The following is an 18598-nucleotide window of genomic DNA, read 5'->3' on the forward strand; positions in this document are numbered from 1 at the left end:
AGCCCCCTGCGACTGCCCTCGGGTGCCCGGTGCGGCTGGGGCAGTGTTCCGTGCCGACGGCTGGTTGAAATCCGTGGGATTTTTGGCTACTGCAAGCCGCCAAGCCCAGCGACACCTGCAGGTATCGGGCCAATTGGGAACGCAGCCTGTGCCGAAAAGACGCGGGCTTCGGCGCCGGATGGCGCGCAACACCCCCGTTAATTCGGCGTCTGGCGGCGGCGCTGCTCCTCGGCCTCGTAGCGGCGGCGGTTTTCCACGCAGACGGTTTGATTGGCCTGTGACGGCTTCTGGCATTCCTGGTGGATACACATCGGGCGGGCCAGGAAGTTGGCGTCGGCGCAGACCTCTTGCGGGGAGGGTTGCCGGGGCGGCGGCGCAGGGCGGGGCTTGGGCTCGGCCACCACAGGCGGCGGCGCAGGCACGGGCTCTTCATGCACCACGATGGGCGCGGGCGCAGGCTCCGCACCGGTGCGCTTGGCGGCTCGCGGCGTCACCTTGGGTGCAGAGGCCGCTACAAAGGCGGGGGCAGGCAAGGCGGCAGAGGCTGTGCTGGCGGTGGCAACCGCGCTCAGCTGGGCCGCGGCTTGCACATCGCTCCCGCCGACGACAGGTGCAGAGGCCTCCGTCAGCGGCGTATCAGCGGGGGCAGCGGCTGCAGGCCGCTCCGCCATCTCGGTGATGATGTCGTCGCGGGGCGGCTGGCGGCCTTGGCTCCAGCGCCAGCCCGCTCCGGCCACTACGGCGACCAGCGCCGCCACCACAATGCCCGCCACCAAGGACGACCGCCGTGACGATGGAGCAGCCTTGCCACTGCCGCGCACTGCGTCACGCGCCAAAGGCTCAGACCGTCTGTCGGCAGCGCGCGGCCCGCCCACACCCGGGGACCGGTGGTGCGGCAGGTCTTCAAAACGCGAATCGTCGTCGGCCGCCACGGTGTCGCCGGCATCGATGAACACCGTGTCTCCGCCATCGGCCGCCACCGTATCCGGGCCGGCAAGCATGACCGTGTCCGCGCCAAAGTCGTCGCCGGGGCGACTGGCATCCGATGGCGCAACCGCCGCAGCCACATCCGCATGCCTGGCCGGCACCTCGCCCCCGATCTTCGGGGACGAAGTCACGTCCACGGTGGGTGTGGGCACGCCGGGTCCGGGCTGGTCGGCAGGCTCCACCCAGATATCGCCCAATTCCGCGCGGAAGTCGAAATGCTGCACGTCTTCGGGTGCCGAGGTCATCTCCATGGTCTGGAGAAAGGCATCGATGCTCTGCGGCCGGTCCTCGGGCCGCAGGGCCAGCGACTGGGCAATCGCCGCCACAAAAGGTGCCGAATATTCCACGCCAAACTGCCGCTTGACGGTTTTGGCAATGCGGGAGAACGACACCATGCGGTCGCGGATGGAACGCAGCGTGGCAGGCAGGGGCGTGTCGTTGGCAAGGCAGCCGTGCATGACGGCCGCCAGCGAATACAGGTCGCTCCAAGGCCCCTGGCGCAGTTCCTCGTCGCCATCGGAATACTGCTCGATGGGGGCGTAGTTCACCTTGAGCACGGCCGTGTGCTTGCGGTCCTGGTCGTTGATGGCGTGCCGGGCGGCACCCAGGTCCAGCAGCACCGGCGGGCCGTTGTCCTGCAGGAAGATGTTGTCGGGCGAGATGTCGCGGTGCAGCGTGTTGCCGTCGTGCAGCACGCGCAGCGCGTCCAGCACCGACCACAGCAGCTTGCGCAGCCAGATCTCTGGCGGGGGTGTGCGCATCTGGGCACGCGCCTGCTTGAACGTCATGCCCGAATAGAGCGGCATGACCATATAGGCCGTGTTGTTGGCCTCCCAGAAGCGGAAAACCTTGACCAGCGACGGATGGTCAAACTGCGCCAGCAGGCGGGCCTCACCCACAAACGACACCAAACCAGCCTGGAAGGTCTGCTGGTCGGACGAGGACCGCACCCACAGCGATTGCCCCTCGGCCCGCCCGGCCAGTGCCGAGGGCATGTATTCCTTGATGGCCACCGCCCGGTGCAGGGAGTGGTCAAACGCCTTGTAGACCATGCCAAAACCGCCCACCCCCAGCAACGCGAGGATCTCGAACTCCGCCAGGCGGGTGCCGGGCGGCAGCGCATCGACATGGCTGACACCACTGGCGGGGGCTGTGCTGGAGCTTGCGGTCATGGGCAGGAGACGGGGCGGGCTGGCAATGTCAAAAGCAAATAATCAAGAAGGGCGACGGCGGAAAGCGGGCACAGTGCAGGCGCGATCATGAAGCATGGCCGCCCCGGATATGGCAACAAATGGCTAACAAAGGGCCGCCTGTCTGCCAAAAACATCACGTCCCCCGCCACCGCGTGCACCCCCCGATTGTGCCGCGCCGGGACAGGGGCGCCGACCCTTTGCACAACACAGTCGTTACCATTGGGCCATGTTCAGTTATCGCCACGCCTTCCACGCAGGCAACCATGCCGATGTGCTCAAGCACACCGTCCTGATTGCCGCCTTGCAACACCTTACCGAGAAAGACGCGGCGCTGACCGTGCTGGACACCCATGCAGGCGCGGGGCTGTACCGGCTGGACGGGGACTATGCCAGCACCAGCGGCGAAGCCGCCGACGGCGTGGCCCGGCTGTTTGCTCCAACCACGCCTGCCCTCACCCCAGCCCTGCAGGCCTACGTGGACATGGTGGGCGACTTCAACCAGGGCAAGGCGCTGCGCGTGTACCCCGGCTCGCCCTTCATCACCCAGCGCCTGCTGCGCGACCACGACAAGCTCAAGCTGTTCGAGTTGCACCCCACCGACCTGCGCGCGCTGGCCGGCAACGTGGCCCAGCTAGAGGCTGGCCGCCAGGTCGCTGTGCTGCACGAAGACGGTTTTGAGGGCATCAAGAAATTTTTGCCCCCACCTGCCCGACGTGCCCTGGTGCTGTGCGATCCCAGCTATGAAATCAAGAGCGACTACGCCAAGGTGCTCGACATGGCGGCCGACTCGCTCAAGCGCTTTGCCACCGGCACCTATGCGTTCTGGTACCCCATCATTCCGCGCCCCGAAGCCCACGACCTGCCCCGCCGCCTGAAGACGCTGGCCACCAAGGCGGGCAAGAGCTGGCTGCACGCCACGCTCACCGTCAAGTCGAGCAAGATCACGGAAACCGTCACGGGCGATACCAAGCGCCCCGGCCTGCCGGCCAGCGGCATGTTCCTGATCAACCCGCCCTACACGCTGAAGGCTGCACTCAAAGACGCCCTGCCCCAGATGGCCGAGCTGCTGGCGCAGGACAAACACGCGACCCACACGCTCGAATCGGGCGGCTGAGCGGCCCTGTAGACCCTCCTTCTGCCGGGCGTCAAGGCGCCGGGCAATCCTTGTCGTCGTCCTGAAGGGCAAACAGCTCCACCGGCTTGAGCCCCAAGCCGACCATGCCCAATGCCTCCGCAGCGCCCCGGCTCAGGTCGATCACCCGGTTGCGGGTGTGCGGCCCGCGGTCGTTGATGCGCACGATCACCGTGCGCCCCGTGGCCTGACTGCGCACGCATACGCGTGAGCCAAAGGGCAGCGTGGGGTGCGCGGCTGTGAGCGCACGCATGTCAAACAACTCTCCACTGGCGGTACGCCGCCGGTGGAACTGCGCCCCGTACCACGAGGCCAGCCCCACCTCATCCGCCTCCAGGCTGAGCGGCGACCCGCCAGGAGTGCTGGGCTCCGGTTTGGCGGGAGGATCGATCAGCATCGCCTCCCCCGGCACGGACAGCAGGTTGGGGGCCAGCGCGTCCGGCTCTGCCTGCAGCCCTTGGGCGTGCGCAGCCGCGAGGGCGCTGCACAACAGCCACAGGCCGAGCGCCGTGCGCACAAACAGCCCCCGGGCCAGCACGCGCAGGGCGGCGGGAGGCCGGGCGCCCCCTGCCATCAGATCCCCAGCCGGCGACAGATCTCCAGCGTCGCGGCGCTTTGGTTCATCGTGTAGAAGTGCAGCGCGGGCACCCCAGCACTGCGCAGCTGGTCGCACAGGTCGGTCACCACATCCAGGCCAAACGCCTTGATGCTGGCGGTGTCGTCCCCAAACGACTGCAGCCGCAGGCGGATCCAGCGCGGGATCTCGGCGCCGCAGGCGTCCGAGAACCGCATCAGCTGCGTGGAGCTGGAAATGGGCATGATGCCCGGCACCACCGGCACGTCAGCGCCCAGGCGATGCGCGTCCTCCACAAAGCGAAAATACGCGTCGCTGTTGTAAAAATACTGGGTGATTGCAGAGTCCGCCCCCGCCCGCACCTTGGTCACGTAGGCCTGCAGGTCCGCCTCGGGCGACTTGGCCTGAGGATGCACCTCAGGGTAGGCCGCCACCTCGATGTGGAAGTCCCGGCCCGTTTCGGCCCGGATGAAGGCTACCAGGTCGCTGGCGTACTGGAACTCCCCGCCCACACCGTAGCCGCTGGGCAGGTCGCCGCGCAGTGCCACCAGGCGCTTGACGCCCATGGCCTTGAGGGTGGCCAACTGCTCGTGCACCGACTGGCGCGTGGCCCCGATGCACGAAAAATGCGATGCAGCGCCCACGCCTTCGGACAGGATCTCACGCACCGTGCCGAACGTGCCTTCTTGCGTGGAGCCCCCTGCGCCATAGGTCACCGAACAGAAGTCCGGATGCAGTGCATACAGCTGCTGGCGCGCCACGCGCAGCTTGTCGACCCCTTCGGGCGTCTTGGGCGGGAAAAACTCGAAACTCACCGGGAACCCGGTGCCTTGCGTGTGGGCTGCATTCATGCGGCTCTCCTTGCGTGTACAAAAAATTCCCGGTTGCCGTCGCCACCCTGGATCGGGCTGTCGATCCACGCCTGCACCTCCAGGCCCAGCGTGGCGCAGCAGTCGCGGATGCGCTGCTCCACCACCGCATACAAGGACTCGTCGCGCACGATGCCGCCCTTGCCCACCTGCCCCGGCTGCAGCTCGAACTGGGGCTTGACCAGCATGACCAGGTCACCCTGGGGCGCCAGCAAAGGCACCAGCGCAGGCAGCACCAGGGTGAGCGAGATGAACGACAGATCGCCCGTCACCAGCGCAAAGCTGGGCGTGATGTCCACGTCGGCGCACTCGGGCCGGCGGCGGCGTTCCACGGGCAGCGTGCCCTGGGCGCGCTGCGCGCGCTCGGTCTTGAAGGCCTCAATGTCCTGGTCCTTGGCATCGTCGCTGTCGTCGTACGCCTCGTCCACCAGGCCGCCGTTGCGCATCCAGCTGTAGGGCGCCTCGGGCTGGGTCTCGTTGTCTTCTTCGGGCACGATGACTTCGGACAGGGCCAACTCACAGGCCTGCACCAAGGCGTCGGCCGTGAGCGAGCGGGCGTTCACGCCCTCCACACACACCACGCGCAGGTCGTTGCGCAGCCGGTCGTGCAACTGGGCGTGGCCTACATCCACGCCAATCACCTGGGCGGCGCCCTGCTGCAGCAGGCAGTCGGTAAAGCCGCCCGTGCTCTGCCCCACATCCAGGCAACGCAGGCCGGCCACCGGCAGACCCAGTGCCTTGAGCGCGCCTTCGAGCTTGAGCCCGCCGCGCGAGATGTACTTGGCTTCTGCATCGTCCAGCAGCTGCACCTCGGCCACCGACGGGATGTCGTCGCCGTTCTTCACCACCTTCTGCCACGTCGCCAGCGGCGACAGGCGCCACTGCACCCCCGAGGCAATCAGGCGCTGCGCCTGCGAGCGCGTGGCAGCGTGGCCACGTTCCACCAAAAACACATCTGCGCGCATCGCGCCCATCCTTTTTGAGTCAAATCGGCTGGTAGCGCTATTGAATCAAGCGCCAACAGCTATCAATTTATGAGCAATCAGACATTGCTCAGCATCACGGCGCCAGACCACCCTGCGCGCGCCCCATCGCCAGGGCGCGCAGCACCGGGATCAGTAGCGGTAGGTGTCAGGCTTGTAAGGGCCTTGCTTGGGCACGCCGATGTAGGCGGCTTGCTCGTCGGTCAGTTCGGTCAGCATGGCGCCCACCTTCTTGAGGTGCAGGCGCGCCACCTTTTCGTCGAGGTGCTTGGGCAGCACATAGACCTTGCCGTTTTCGTAGTAGTCGCTGTGGGTGAACAGTTCGATCTGGGCAATGGTCTGATTGGCAAAGCTGGACGACATCACGAAGCTGGGGTGGCCCGTGCCACAGCCCAGGTTCACCAGGCGGCCCTTGGCCAGCAGGATGATGCGCTTGCCGTCCGGGAAGATCACGTGGTCCACCTGGGGCTTGATCTCTTCCCACTGGTACTGCTCCAACGTAGCGACCTGGATTTCGTTGTCGAAGTGGCCGATGTTGCAGACGATGGCCTGGTCCTTCATGGCCAGCATGTGCTCGTGGCGGATCACGTCCTTGTTACCGGTGGTGGTCACAAAGATGTCGGCCTTGTCGGCGGCATATTCCATGGTCACGACCTTGTAGCCTTCCATTGCGGCCTGCAGGGCGTTGATGGGGTCGATCTCGGTCACCCACACCTGGGCGCTCAGGGCGCGCAGGGCCTGGGCGCTGCCCTTGCCCACGTCGCCGTAGCCAGCGACCACAGCCACCTTGCCAGCGATCATCACGTCGGTGGCGCGCTTGATGCCGTCCACCAGCGACTCACGGCAGCCGTATAGGTTGTCGAACTTGGACTTGGTCACCGAGTCGTTCACGTTGATCGCACGGAACATCAGCGAACCCTTGGCCGACATTTCCTTCAGGCGGTGCACGCCGGTGGTGGTTTCTTCGGTCACGCCGATGATCTGCGCGATCTTGCGGCTGTACCACGTCGGGTCCACCGCCAGCTTGGCCTTGATGGAGGCGAACAGGCAGGTTTCTTCTTCGCTGGTGGGGTTGGCGATCAGCGAGGCGTCCTTCTCGGCGCGCTTGCCCAGGTGCATCAGCAGCGTGGCGTCACCGCCGTCGTCCAGGATCAGGTTGGGGCCTTCGCCTTCAGTGCCTGCGGGGCCAAAGTCAAAGATGCGGTGCGTGTAGTCCCAGTATTCGGCCAGTGTCTCGCCCTTGATGGCGAACACGGGCGTGCCAGCAGCAGCAATCGCGGCCGCGGCGTGATCCTGAGTGGAGAAGATGTTGCACGATGCCCACCGCACGTCGGCACCCAGCGCCTGCAGGGTCTCGATCAGCACGGCGGTCTGGATCGTCATGTGCAGCGAACCGGTGATGCGCGCACCCTTGAGCGACTGTTTGGGCGCGAATTCTTCGCGGATGGCCATGAGACCGGGCATTTCGGTCTCGGCGATGCGGATTTCCTTGCGGCCCCATTCGGCCAGGCCGATGTCGGCAATGATGCAGTCGGTGTTGACCGGGGCGTTGACGCGTGCGTTCATGATGGTGTGCTCCAAAGCATGTTTGAAAAGCCACTGCGCGCAGGGGATGGTCGATACGACTCATCGCACGCGAAGTGGATGAGCGTCGTTGCTAGATGACTCCGAGCCTCACGCCCCGCCTTTGCTGGGGACGCTGCAACGCTCCTCGGATCGGTGGATTATAAAAGCAAGTGCTCGCCCGACGCTACGCCACCGGGGGAATCTATCCCCGACCTTATACGGAACAGTAAAATCCCGCGACTGCCGATCTAGCGGCCTCCCGCAGGCCCCGGCCCGAAGATTCTTGTGCAGGGCACGCTGCCCCGCCCCATCCCATTCAGGAACCCCTGTGTCCTACGCCCCAGAAACCCGGCGCCGCCGCACCTTTGCCATCATTTCCCACCCCGACGCCGGTAAAACGACGCTGACGGAAAAGCTGCTGCTGTTCTCGGGCGCCATCCAGATCGCCGGCGCCGTCAAGGGCCGCAAGGCCAGCCGCCATGCCACGTCCGACTGGATGGAAATCGAAAAGCAGCGCGGCATCTCGGTCGCCAGTTCGGTCATGCAGATGCTGTACCGTGACCACGTGATCAACCTGCTCGACACACCCGGCCACAAGGACTTCTCGGAAGACACCTACCGCGTGCTCACCGCCGTCGATTCCGCCCTGATGGTGATCGACGCGGCCAATGGCGTGGAAGCGCAGACGCGCCGCCTGATCGAGGTCTGCCGCCAGCGCGATACACCCATCATCACCTTCGTCAACAAGATGGACCGCGAAGTGCGCGACCCGCTGGACATCATGGACGAGGTCGAGCGCGAGCTGGGCATGCCCTGCTGCCCCATGACCTGGCCCGTGGGCCAGGGCAAGAGCTTCGGCGGCATCATCAACCTGCGCACCAAGACCATGACGGTGTTCGAGTCCGGCAGCGAGCGCCGCCCGCAGGACTTCGAGGCCATCCCGCTGTCTGACGTAGACACACTGCGCGCGCGCTTCGGCGCCGAGTTCGACGCAGCCATGGACAGCATGGAGCTGGCCACCGGCGCCTCCCCCGCCTGGGACCACGAGGCCTTCCTGGCTGGCAAGCTAACCCCCGTGTTTTTCGGCTCCGGCGTGAACAACTTCGGGGTGATGGAAGTGCTGGACGCCCTGGTGGACATGGCCCCGCCGCCCGGCCCGCGCGTGAGCACGCTGGAAGTGAACAAGCAGCCCGTGGTCAAGACCATCCAGCCCGAGGACGAAGGTTTCTCCGGCGTGGTGTTCAAGGTGCAGGCCAACATGGACGCCAACCACCGCGACCGCATCGCCTTCGTGCGCGTGGCTTCGGGCAAGTACATGCCGGGGATGAAACTCAAGGTGCAACGCACCGCCAAGGAGCTGCGCCCCACCTCGGTCGTCACCTTCATGTCCCAGCGCCGCGAGGCGGTCGAAGAAGCCTACGCGGGCGACATCATCGGCTTTACCACCCACGGCGGTGTGCAGCTGGGCGACACCATCACCGACGGCGCCAGCCTGCAGTTCACCGGCCTGCCCTTCTTCGCGCCCGAAATGTTCATGACCGTGGTTCTCAAGAACCCGCTGCGCACCAAGCAGCTCCAGCAGGGCCTGGCCCAGCTGGGCGAGGAAGGCGCGATCCAGGTCTTCAAGCCCGATGCCGGCGGCAATATGCTGCTGGGCGCCGTGGGCCAGCTGCAGTTTGAAGTGGTACAGCACCGCCTGAAGGCCGAGTACGACGCCGACGTGCGCCTGGAAGGCTGCCAGTACACCGGCGCGCGCTGGATCACTGCGGACAACGCTGCCGACCTGCGCGCCTTCACCGACGCCTACCCGCTGCGCCTGGCGCACGATGCGGCGGACACGCTGGCGTATCTGTGCACGTCACCGTATGACGTGCGGCTGGCGCAGGAGCGGTTTCCCAAGATCCATTTCCATCCGCTGCGGGAGCATGCGGGGTTGGCGCTCGGCAATGCCAATTGAGCCAATGAGCGGCGATAACACAACCTGGGGCTCGCAATTGCCCTTCCCTTGGCGACCATTCGTCTCGTTCGCCAGCATGCTGGCGTTAATATATGGCAGCTGGCTACTGGCATTCTGGCCTGGAGTGCTCGGCGAAGACAGCCTTGCTGTCCTGCTCGAGATCGAACATCCAGCGAACCAGCATTCCGGCAAACCAGCACTGTGGTATTGGTTTGTAAGGCTTTGCTATGAAGGCACGCGCCGGGTTGAGGTACCGATTGCCATCCTGATGGGACTGGCGGTGCTTGTGTTTTCACGGATTCTGGCTTGGTACTGGCAGCAGGGCTTACGCAAGAGCTGTGTAGCGCTTCTGTTACTCGTCTGTGCCACTCCGCATATGGTGTATTTCGCAGGCACCCTGTACCCGGACGGATACTACGCCATAGCAGTCGCCGGCTTGCTGTTCGAGTTGTGGCTGGCCGTGAAGACAGGCCGAATGAGCACGGCAGGACTGCTGGTCACCGCGGCCACCCTGCCGTTTGCCGCGTTCGCAAGGCCCAACGGCATCATCTTCTTGGCCCCGGTAGCGATTGCACTGCTGTGGGTCGACCGACGCAGCCGAGTGTGGATTGCAGTCATCCTACTGACATCCATCGGCCTGAACATTGTGGCTACCCAAACGCGCCGCGACATCCCCAGCCACGGGGTGCTCTTTCCATTGGCCATCTTCGAGACAGCCAATTTCCTTCAACCCCGTCCCATGAATCTTTGGACGAGCAAGCCCCGCGTGCTCCCCGATACGGTACAACTGCTGCAACGGCGAGGGATTTATGACCAAGTAGTGCGGTACTACGACCCCGACTATTGGGACCCGCTCGTTTTCAACCCACAGGGTCCACGCGTGATGGGCCTGCCCAAGGAGGACCGCAAGGCACTGGTCCGGCAGTTCCTGACCTACAACATTTGGCACAACATTCCAAGGTTTGCGGGCAGTCGGCTGAATGTGATGTTGACGTCGGCCTTTGCGCAAGGCGGCCTCCCTGCGCATAGCTATGCAGTGCATGTACTGGCGCAACTCAAAGCTAAGTCCCTTTTCAGGCTGCACGACTGGGGGACTGCCGAGACTTGGCTTTTTCGTGCATATGAGTGCTCTTACGAATGGAGGTGGCTTTTGTGGACGCCTTTCGTGGGCATAGCGCTGACCCTGTGGGCACTGGTTGCAGGCTGGCGTCGGCGTGAACGCGCCCTATTGCTCGTTGGCGTCCCCATGGGTATCCAGCTTGGCGCCATCACGCTGTTCTCGATTGCAGGGGAATATCGGTACTTGCTACCTTTTTTTACAATGCCGCTTGTGCTGATTCCAGCGTTTCTCGGGATAGGCTCAAATACTGACTCTTAGCGCAAGGCAGCAGCGTGCTGGCTTGCTGCCCAACAATGCAGCTCACTACTATTTTTGCGACCCTCACCTGTGTCCTCGGTATATCGTTGGGGCAATTGCTGTTTAAAAAAGCCGCCTTGAGCCTCCCCGCTTCGCCTAGCTGGTATGACTGGGCGTCGAATGTCTGGCTCTTAGTTGCCCTAGCTCTATATGCATTAACAACGTTCGGCTGGGTCTGGGTCTTACGCATTGCACCGCTATCGCTGGCCTATCCTTTCATGGGTCTGGCCTTTATAGTCGTGCCACTGCTTGCGCGCTTGTGGTTAGGTGAGGCCGTCACGTTGCAGACCCTGGCAGGCGGCGCACTGATTCTCTTGGGCGTGGCGCTCGCAGCGAAATCTGCATGATGCCGCTCATAACACCCCAGGCGGGACAGATCGCGGTCGCCATCCCCTGCTACAAGGTCACCCAGCACGTACTGGATGTGATCAACGCCATCGGCCCGGAGGTGGAAGCCATCTACGCTGTGGACGACGCCTGCCCCGATGGTAGCGGCCGCTTCATCGAAGAGCACAACCGCGATCCACGGGTACGTGTGCTCTACAACCCGCAAAACCGCGGTGTGGGTGGAGCCATCGTCACCGCCTACAAGGCAGCCATTGCTGATGGCATGGACATCGTGGTGAAGATCGACGGCGATGGCCAGATGAACCCTGCGCTTCTGCCGCATTTCGTGCGCCCACTGCTGCGAGGAGAGGCCGACTACACCAAGGGCAACCGTTTCTTCCGGCCAGAATCGATACAAGGTATGCCGCCGGTGCGGCTGTTCGGCAATGCGGTGCTGTCCTTTCTGACCAAGCTCAGCTGCGGCTACTGGAACATCATGGATCCGACCAACGGATACACAGCCGCGCGCACCTGCGTGCTGTCGGAGCTGCCACTGGACAAGCTGGAACAGCGCTATTTCTTCGAAACAGACATGCTGTTTCGCCTGAACACGGTGCGTGCCGTGGTCAAGGACGTGCCCATGGACGCGGTGTATGCCGACGAGCAGTCTCATCTTCAGGTTGGCAAGGTTCTCCCCGAATTCTTGCGCAAACATGCGTCACGGCTGTGGCGACGATATGTCTATAGCTACTTGGTGCGGGACTTCAACGTCGGCACGCTTTACAGCATCTTTGGAACGCTGCTTGTGCTGGCGGGTTCTGCTTTTGGCGCATGGCATTGGATTGCCAGCGCCAGCACCAGCCATCCAGCAACCAGCGGCACCGTCATGCTTGCCGCACTGCCCGTTTTTATCGGCATACAGTGCCTGATTGCTTTTTTGCACTACGACGTGAGCAACTTACCGACCGATCCATTGAGCCTGTCGCTGGAAGACGTCTCCACGCCCCCCCGTTGACAACCCCGCCGTACCGGCGTCGATCATGCGACGACGGGTTGCACAATCCCCTCCCATCATCCCTGCGCCACGCGCCGTTCATGCATCTCTTCCTGTTCAAGAACGTGAGATGCGCCAGTCTGGCGCTGATGGCTGCCATGGCCCTCAACGCGAGTGCGCAGGGCTCCCGCCCGCCCTTCGTCATTGCACCGACCGTCGAGGGCATGTTTCTCTGCGACGAAGCCGTCGCGCAGCCTCAGCTGCGCTCCATCGACGAAGCCTACGCCTATTGCCGGGAACGCAAGCTCGACGGCGCTCCCGCCATTTCCCGGCTGCTGGACAAGCTAGAGCCTGGCGGGCCCCAGGGCGCGGTGCAGGTGGGTTACACCGCCACACTCCAACTGCTGGGGCTGTACCGTTCCACCCCCAAGGGATGGGCCATTGATCCGGCGCGTGTGGATGAATTTCTGGGCGTCATCAGCAAGGTGCAGCGCCCGGTGGTCATCTACTTCTCGGCCGACCACTTCGACTCCATCGGCCCCATCACCGAAGAACTGCGGCGCGATCCCCGCAACCTCATGCAGTTGCGCGACGGCAAACCACTCGAGCTGAACTATTTCGGCTACCGAATCATGCCCTACACCTTGTCGACGGATGTGACCATCCCCGTCAACAAATACCGGCGTGATGCCCTGCACTACGTGGCGCAGCGCATCAGAAAACTGCCCAAGGCAGTACAGAGCCGCGTTGTGGCCTACACCCTGGCGGGCGAACTGCACCACATGTTCCCTGATTTCGAGAGCGGCATGGGTACCTACCAGGACATCCAAGTCACGGACTACAGCCCCGCTTCGGTGGCGGGCTTTCGCCAATGGCTGCGCGCCAGATACCAGACCATCGAACGGTTCAACGCCCAGACGGGGCTGTCGTACGCGTCCTTTGATGCCATCCAAGCGCCTTCAAAGAATATCCGCAAGGAAAAACTCACCTCCTTTGGTGAGCATTACGATGCATTCGCGGACGGCACGCTACCTATTGCCGGTTGGCTTTGGGACCCCAACAAGGCCATTCAACAACTGGACCTGTACGTCGACGGCCGGCTTATCGGCCCTGTTCCCTACGGCCTGAACCGGCTGGACGTGTACCGCGCCGAAACCGCCATCGCCAGCCCGAATACCGGCTTTCGCCATGACTTCGACTACAGCGGCCTGCTTCCAGGCCGACACCGTGCCCAGGTCGTCGCCACATCCGGCACCAGCCGTTACCAACTAGCCGAGGTGGAATTCGTGGTGGTGCCCCGCGACCAAGGGCGGGTGGTATCGACCAGGACGGCAGAACTGCCGTCCCTCAAGAATGCCAAAGCCCTTACTGGCGTGCGCTCGTGGCTTGACCTGCCCAAGCCCCTGCAGGATGTGTACTACAACCCGGTGGCGCGCGACTGGAACAGCTACCGCGAATCGCAGGTGTACGACTTCCTGAGCGATTTCCACCAGTGGGCGCTCAAGGCCGGGCTGCCTGCAGACAAGCTTTATTCCCATCAGATTGTGCCCAACGTCAACTCTTCCTGGAACCCCCAGCTGTTTGCCGCGGGACAGACACTGAACGGCAGTGCGCCGTGGAAACAGGGCTTGAACATGTACGGCGGCGCCACCGACAGCGCGTGGTTGCGCGATTTCATGACACGCAACAAGGTCACCGATTACGGCGTGCCCGAATTCAACCCGCAACAATGGAAAGGGAACGGCGTGCACCTGGCGGCCATGCAGTCCCACTATGACGCGGGCGCCCGCTTCATCAGCCCCTATTACTTCTCAGTGATACCCGATCGCTTCAAGGGCGGAGCCGAACATGGCGTGAACCGCATGGAGCTGAGGCCCGACAACCCGAAGGACGGGTCCGACCGCTTCTACCAGGCCATTACCGAATACGCCAGGAAATGATTCCGGCCCAAGCCCTTGCACTGGATCGCCCTACACCTTCGTTCTCTTTCATGCAGCCGCTGACCCAATGGCCCGCCTTGGCGCGGGCACCGCTCCAAGGCATCCTCACCGACATCGACGACACCCTCACCACCGAAGGCGCCATCACGTCCGACGCACTCCAGGCGCTGGCAGACCTGAAGGCTGCGGGCCTGGTGGTTATCCCCATCACCGGGCGGCCGATAGGCTGGTGCGAACCGTTCATGGCCGGGCCTGCCGGTTCAACCTGGCCGGTGGACGCCATGGTGGCGGAGAACGGGGCTGTGGCATTTACCCGCGGCTCCGCCTCTCAACCAACGCTGGTGAAGCGCTACCAGCAGGACGCCGCCACGCGCAGTTCCAATCAGGCTCGCATGCGCGAGATCGCTGCCCAGGTGGCGGCCGAAGTTCCAGGCGTCGCTCTCAGCCGCGACAGCGCCGGGCGTGAAACAGACCTGGCCTTTGACTATGCCGAGTTCGACCGGCACGCGCCCGAGACCGTGCAGCGGGTGCTGGCCCTGCTACAGCGCGAAGGCATGCAGACCACGGTAAGCAGCATCCACATCCACGGCTGCTTTGGGGACTTCAACAAATGGCAGGGCGCCAATTGGATCGTGCGCGAGCTGCTGGGTCGCGATCTGGCGCAGGAGCTGGACCGCTGGGTGTTTGTGGGCGACTCGGGCAATGACCAGGCGATGTTCCAGCACTTCACCCACAGCGTGGGCGTGGCCAACATTGCGCGGTTTGTGCCGCAGCTCACACACCTGCCGCGTTATGTAACCCAAAGCGAGCGGGGCGCGGGGTTTGCGGAAGTGGCGCGGGCGATTCTGGCGGGACGCTAACGACGAGCAAATCAAGCGGCAGGGTGGGATCGCCACCGCCCCTGGCTGATTGACGCGATGAAGCCAGCCGCCCCACGACGGATCACTGTGCGCGCGGCTGCCAGGAAGTCGTTTTGATTGAAAACGCTCGCATGCGCTTGTGAAACATGCCGCAATAGCTATTATTTCAATAGCAAACCATCAGGCCTTGAGGAAGATGTCCGTATCCGGCGCAAAACACGCGTGCAGCGGTAGCAACGCCCCACCCAGAGCCCGTGCGTCCGAGCCCATGGTGCCCAGCTCCAGCCGGGGTGGCTGGTGCAGGCCTTCCCAGTTGTAGTCAGCCAGCGCGTGTCGCGCGCCTTCGCACAAGGCCTGCAGCAGTTCGGGGGCTGCGGCGCCATCAACCACCACGGCGTCCAGATCCAAAAACGCGGTGGCCGAGACGATGCAATGCGCCAAGCCTGCCGCTGCGCGCGCGATCCAGCCCCGGCTGTGTTCCAGCCACGGGGCCTGCAGCACGCGCTTGTCGTAGGCGGCCATGGGGTCCAGGCCATGCTCGCGAAAGCGCTGCTCCAGCTCCCACAGAGATGCCTGGCTAATGAGCTGCGCGGGGGCCTGGCCCGGCTGGGCCGGTGACAGCGGCAGCGAGGCCACCGCACCCGCATTGCCGTGCAGGCCCCGGTGCAGGTGCGAGTTGATGACCAGCCCACCGCCCACAAAGGTGTCCATGAACAGGTACAGAAAGCTGGGGATGTCGCGCCCGCGCCCCTGCAGCAGCTCGGCCACGCAGGCGGCGGAGGTGTCCTTGGCAAAGCTCACGGGCAGGTCCGTCATCTGCTGCACTTGCTCGGCCAGGTCAATGTTGTTCCAGGCTTCGGACTGCGCCTCGGTCAGCCCCAGCATGCGGTGCCAGCCGCCCAGCTGGAATGGCGCGGCCACACCCACGCCCACCACGCGCGAGCGCAGCAGGCCCAGGCCGTCGAGCAGCTGGTTGAGGTGCGTGCGGATCGCGGGCAGCAGCACATCGATGTCGGGGAAGGCGTAGTCGAGCACGATGCGCTCGCGCACATGGCCGGTGAAGTCCACCAGCAGCCAGTCGGCGCTGCGGCGGCCGATCTTGATGCCGATGGCAAACGCGCCGTCGGGGTTCAGGCCAATGGGCACCGAGGGCTGGCCCACGCGCCCACGCACGGGGGCTTCGCGGCGCAGCAGCTGGTCTTCATCGAGCCGCGCGGTGATCAGGCCGATGGTCTGGGCCGTCAGGCCCGTGACGCGCGCCATCTCGGCCTTGGCCAGGCTGCCGTGGGTGCGCAGCGCCTGCAGCACCACACGCTCATTGAACTGGCGCAGCCCCACGTGGTTGGAGCCGCGCTGGCGCAGCAGCGCGGGGCTGGCGGCAGCGTTGTCAACAGCAGAGGGAGAAGCGTCGGTGTCCAGCATGGTGATGAAACGGTCAGGCGTTCAGAGTGTCGCCGATGACGCCCTTGCGCAGCAGGAAGTTGCCCCAGGGCTGCAGCTCGCCGGTGACGACGATGGCATAGGCTTTTTTGACGCGCTCGTAGAACGCAAAACGCTCCACGCCCTCGGCCTGCGTGCTGGCCACGCCCTCGCGCGCCAACACGTCCATGGTTTCGCGCTGCAGGGCTGAGCGGTACGGCACTTCCGTGCCACCCACCTGCATGTAAGCCACGGGGTGCGGCACATCCTGCGCCAGGGGCAACACGCTGGCCACGGCCTGCACGGCGCGCGCCATGCCAATGCCAGGCAGGCGCAGCACCGGCTTGCCTGCGCCCAGGCTCATGGCCGTGAAGTTGGCGTCGACCAGCACGATGGCGTCGTCGTGGCCCATCTCGGCCAGCACCTTGAGCAGGTCGGGGGTCAGCAGGGGATCAATATTCTTCAGCATGGCAGCGTGTCGTCTTCAAGCGAGGCATTCAGCGGGCAGCTCGGAGGCCGCCTTGGCCCCGGTCATCACGGCCACGGTGTCGCTCATGCTGATCTTTTTGGGGTTGACCACGGCCGCACGCTTGCCCAGGCGGGCGATATGGATGCGGTCGGCAATCTCGAACACATGGGGCATGTTGTGGCTGATGAGGATCACGGGCAGGCCCTTGTCGCGCACGCGGCGGATCAGCTCCAGCACCATGTTGCCCTCCTTCACGCCCAGGGCGGCGGTGGGCTCGTCCATGATGACGACATGCCGTGCAAACGCCGCCGCACGCGCCACGGCCACGCACTGGCGCTGGCCGCCCGATAGAGTCTCCACCGCCTGCGTCATGGAGCGGATGCCCACCTTCAGCTCGGCCATGCGGGCCACGCTTTCTTCGAGCATCTTCTTCTTGTCGAGCATGCGCAGCGCGCTGCCCAAAAGTCCCGGGCGGCGCAGCTCGCGTCCGAGGAACAGGTTTTCGGCAATCGTCATGGCTGGGGCCACGGCCAGGTCCTGGTACACGGTTTCGATACCGGCCTTGCGTGCGTCAATGGGGCTTTTGAACTGGATGCGCTGGCCGTCGAGCAGGATCTCGCCTTCGTCGGGCACCGTGGCGCCTGACAGCGCCTTGATCAGGCTCGATTTGCCCGCGCCGTTGTCGCCGATCACCGCCAAGATCTCGCCAGCGCGCAGTTCAAAGTCGGCACCGTCGAGCGCGGTGACTTGCCCGTAGCGCTTGACCAGGCCCTTGGCCTGCATCACCAGCGGTGCATTCGTTGCCTGGGTCGTTGTGTGTGGGGAGGTGCTCATGATCAACGCACTCCTTTGCGCGAGAGTTGGTCGGTGGCCACGGCCAGGATCACGAGGATGCCGGTCACCAGGATCTGGTACACCGACGACACGCCCATCAGCGTGAGCCCATTGCGGAACACACCCACGATGAGCGCCCCCACCAGCGTGCCCAGGATGACGCCGCGCCCGCCAAACAGGCTGGTGCCGCCCAGCACCACGGCGCTGATGGCGTCGAGGTTTTCGGTCTGGCCCGCGTTCGGATCGCCCGCGCCGGTGCGCGCCACCGACAGCAGCGACGCAATGCCGTAGAACATACCCGCCAGCACATACACGCCCAGCAGCACCTTGTCGGTGGCAATGCCGGTGAGGCGCGTTGCCTCGGGGCTGTTGCCCACGGCGTACACGTGGCGGCCCGGTGCGGTCTCGCGCAGCGCAAACCAGGTGACGAGGTAAAGCACCAGCATGAGCACCGCGCCCCAGACGATGGCGGTCTGGCCCAGCTGGAAGGTGTTGCCCAGTGCGGTCATGCCCGCAGGGATGTCGGTGATGGTCTGCGCGCCCGAGTACAGCTGCGTGGCGGCAAACGCGATGTTGAGCGTGCCCAGGGTCACGATGAAAGGCGGCAGCTTGATCTTGGTGACCAAGAGGCCATTGATCAGGCCGAACAGCATGGTCACCGCCATGCCGCAGGCAATCGCCACCGGGGCCGAGAGGCCATAGTCCGCCGCCATCTTGGTCATGACGATGCCGCCCAGCGCCATCACCATGCCACACGACAGATCAATGCCGGCCGTGAGGATCACCAGCGTCTGGCCAATGGCGATGACCGCCACCACCATGACCTGCTGCAGGATGAGCGCGAAGTTCTGCGCCGACAGAAAACGCTCGCTCTGCGTGGCAAAAAAGGCGCACGCCAGGATCAGCGCGATGAACGGCCCCAGCGTGGCCAGCGGCGGTAGTTTGGAAGCGGACGAGGACATGGCGGCTCCGTGCGGGTGGACAAAGGTGGCGCTCAGAAAAAGCAGTTGTCGGTTGGGAGCCGATCGCAAAACTCAGCGAAGCAGTTCTGGCTAGGCGCTGCGTCGCAAGCAGTAC

General features: G+C 64.4%; 16 protein-coding genes and 1 riboswitch. Of the genes, 7 read left to right on the plus strand and 9 right to left on the minus strand.

What is annotated here, in order from left to right; translation table 11 throughout:
* Window positions 1-197: 197 nt before the first annotated feature.
* Window positions 198-2159 carry a serine/threonine-protein kinase gene (locus ASD94_RS03845; protein WP_056638893.1) on the minus strand — a complete coding sequence of 654 codons (1962 nt, stop codon included), beginning with the start codon at window positions 2157-2159 and terminating at the stop codon, window positions 198-200.
* A gap of 247 nt (window positions 2160-2406) precedes the next feature.
* Here ASD94_RS03845 and ASD94_RS03850 point away from each other — a divergent pair, with 247 nt between their 5' ends.
* Window positions 2407-3294 (plus strand): 23S rRNA (adenine(2030)-N(6))-methyltransferase RlmJ, encoded by an 888-nt coding sequence (locus ASD94_RS03850; protein WP_056638896.1) that lies wholly within the window; start codon window positions 2407-2409, stop codon window positions 3292-3294.
* Window positions 3295-3325: 31 nt separating this feature from the next.
* Here ASD94_RS03850 and ASD94_RS03855 read toward each other — a convergent pair whose 3' ends face one another.
* The 4 genes from ASD94_RS03855 to ahcY form a co-directional block, all read right to left on the minus strand.
* Window positions 3326-3886 (minus strand): septal ring lytic transglycosylase RlpA family protein, encoded by a 561-nt coding sequence (locus ASD94_RS03855; RefSeq protein WP_056638899.1) that lies wholly within the window; start codon window positions 3884-3886, stop codon window positions 3326-3328.
* A complete protein-coding gene (gene metF / locus ASD94_RS03860) occupies window positions 3886-4737 on the minus strand; it encodes a methylenetetrahydrofolate reductase [NAD(P)H] (protein WP_056638901.1) in 852 nt (283 codons plus the stop codon). Before metF ends, ASD94_RS03855 begins: the two co-directional genes overlap by 1 nt.
* On the minus strand, window positions 4734-5720 hold the full coding sequence (locus ASD94_RS03865; RefSeq protein ID WP_056639068.1) for a TlyA family RNA methyltransferase: 987 nt from the start codon (window positions 5718-5720) through the stop codon (window positions 4734-4736). The genes metF and ASD94_RS03865 overlap by 4 nt, the downstream gene beginning before the upstream one ends.
* Window positions 5721-5870: 150 nt before the next feature.
* Window positions 5871-7304 carry an adenosylhomocysteinase gene (gene ahcY, locus ASD94_RS03870; protein WP_056639071.1) on the minus strand — a complete coding sequence of 478 codons (1434 nt, stop codon included), beginning with the start codon at window positions 7302-7304 and terminating at the stop codon, window positions 5871-5873.
* Window positions 7305-7377: 73 nt separating this feature from the next.
* Window positions 7378-7457, minus strand: a riboswitch (S-adenosyl-L-homocysteine riboswitch).
* Window positions 7458-7632: 175 nt separating this feature from the next.
* On the opposite strand from ahcY, the gene ASD94_RS03875 reads away from it, so the two are divergent.
* The 6 genes from ASD94_RS03875 to ASD94_RS03900 all read left to right on the plus strand — a co-directional run bounded on the left by ASD94_RS03875 (window position 7633) and on the right by ASD94_RS03900 (window position 14799).
* A complete protein-coding gene (locus tag ASD94_RS03875) occupies window positions 7633-9261 on the plus strand; it encodes a peptide chain release factor 3 (protein ID WP_056638905.1) in 1629 nt (542 codons plus the stop codon).
* Between the two features lie 4 nt (window positions 9262-9265).
* The gene (locus tag ASD94_RS03880) at window positions 9266-10639 is read left to right on the plus strand and encodes a hypothetical protein (protein ID WP_108624588.1); all 1374 of its coding nucleotides are present in this window, start codon (window positions 9266-9268) and stop codon (window positions 10637-10639) included.
* A 35-nt stretch (window positions 10640-10674) separates the two neighbouring features.
* Window positions 10675-11025 carry a hypothetical protein gene (locus ASD94_RS03885; protein ID WP_056638912.1) on the plus strand — a complete coding sequence of 117 codons (351 nt, stop codon included), beginning with the start codon at window positions 10675-10677 and terminating at the stop codon, window positions 11023-11025.
* A complete protein-coding gene (locus tag ASD94_RS03890) occupies window positions 11022-12020 on the plus strand; it encodes a glycosyltransferase family 2 protein (protein ID WP_056638915.1) in 999 nt (332 codons plus the stop codon). The genes ASD94_RS03885 and ASD94_RS03890 overlap by 4 nt, the downstream gene beginning before the upstream one ends.
* Window positions 12021-12100: 80 nt before the next feature.
* Complete coding sequence (locus ASD94_RS03895) at window positions 12101-13939, plus strand: beta-galactosidase (RefSeq protein ID WP_056638920.1); 1839 nt, start codon at window positions 12101-12103, stop codon at window positions 13937-13939.
* 50 nt (window positions 13940-13989) lie between these two features.
* Complete coding sequence (locus ASD94_RS03900) at window positions 13990-14799, plus strand: HAD-IIB family hydrolase (protein ID WP_056638923.1); 810 nt, start codon at window positions 13990-13992, stop codon at window positions 14797-14799.
* A gap of 180 nt (window positions 14800-14979) precedes the next feature.
* Here the strand turns inward: ASD94_RS03900 and ASD94_RS03905 are convergent, their stop codons facing one another.
* Genes ASD94_RS03905 through ASD94_RS03920 form a run of 4 tightly spaced genes read right to left on the minus strand, consistent with a single transcriptional unit; the run spans window position 14980 to window position 18483 of the window.
* Complete coding sequence (locus tag ASD94_RS03905) at window positions 14980-16221, minus strand: ROK family transcriptional regulator (protein ID WP_056638926.1); 1242 nt, start codon at window positions 16219-16221, stop codon at window positions 14980-14982.
* Between the two features lie 13 nt (window positions 16222-16234).
* Window positions 16235-16687 carry an RbsD/FucU family protein gene (locus tag ASD94_RS03910; RefSeq protein WP_056638928.1) on the minus strand — a complete coding sequence of 151 codons (453 nt, stop codon included), beginning with the start codon at window positions 16685-16687 and terminating at the stop codon, window positions 16235-16237.
* 15 nt (window positions 16688-16702) lie between these two features.
* A complete protein-coding gene (locus ASD94_RS03915; RefSeq protein WP_056638930.1) occupies window positions 16703-17521 on the minus strand; it encodes an ATP-binding cassette domain-containing protein in 819 nt (272 codons plus the stop codon).
* A gap of 2 nt (window positions 17522-17523) precedes the next feature.
* Complete coding sequence (locus ASD94_RS03920; protein WP_056638933.1) at window positions 17524-18483, minus strand: ABC transporter permease; 960 nt, start codon at window positions 18481-18483, stop codon at window positions 17524-17526.
* Window positions 18484-18598: the final 115 nt, after the last annotated feature.

It is taken from the genome of Acidovorax sp. Root70, from assembly GCF_001428225.1.
Taxonomy (GTDB): domain Bacteria; phylum Pseudomonadota; class Gammaproteobacteria; order Burkholderiales; family Burkholderiaceae_C; genus Acidovorax.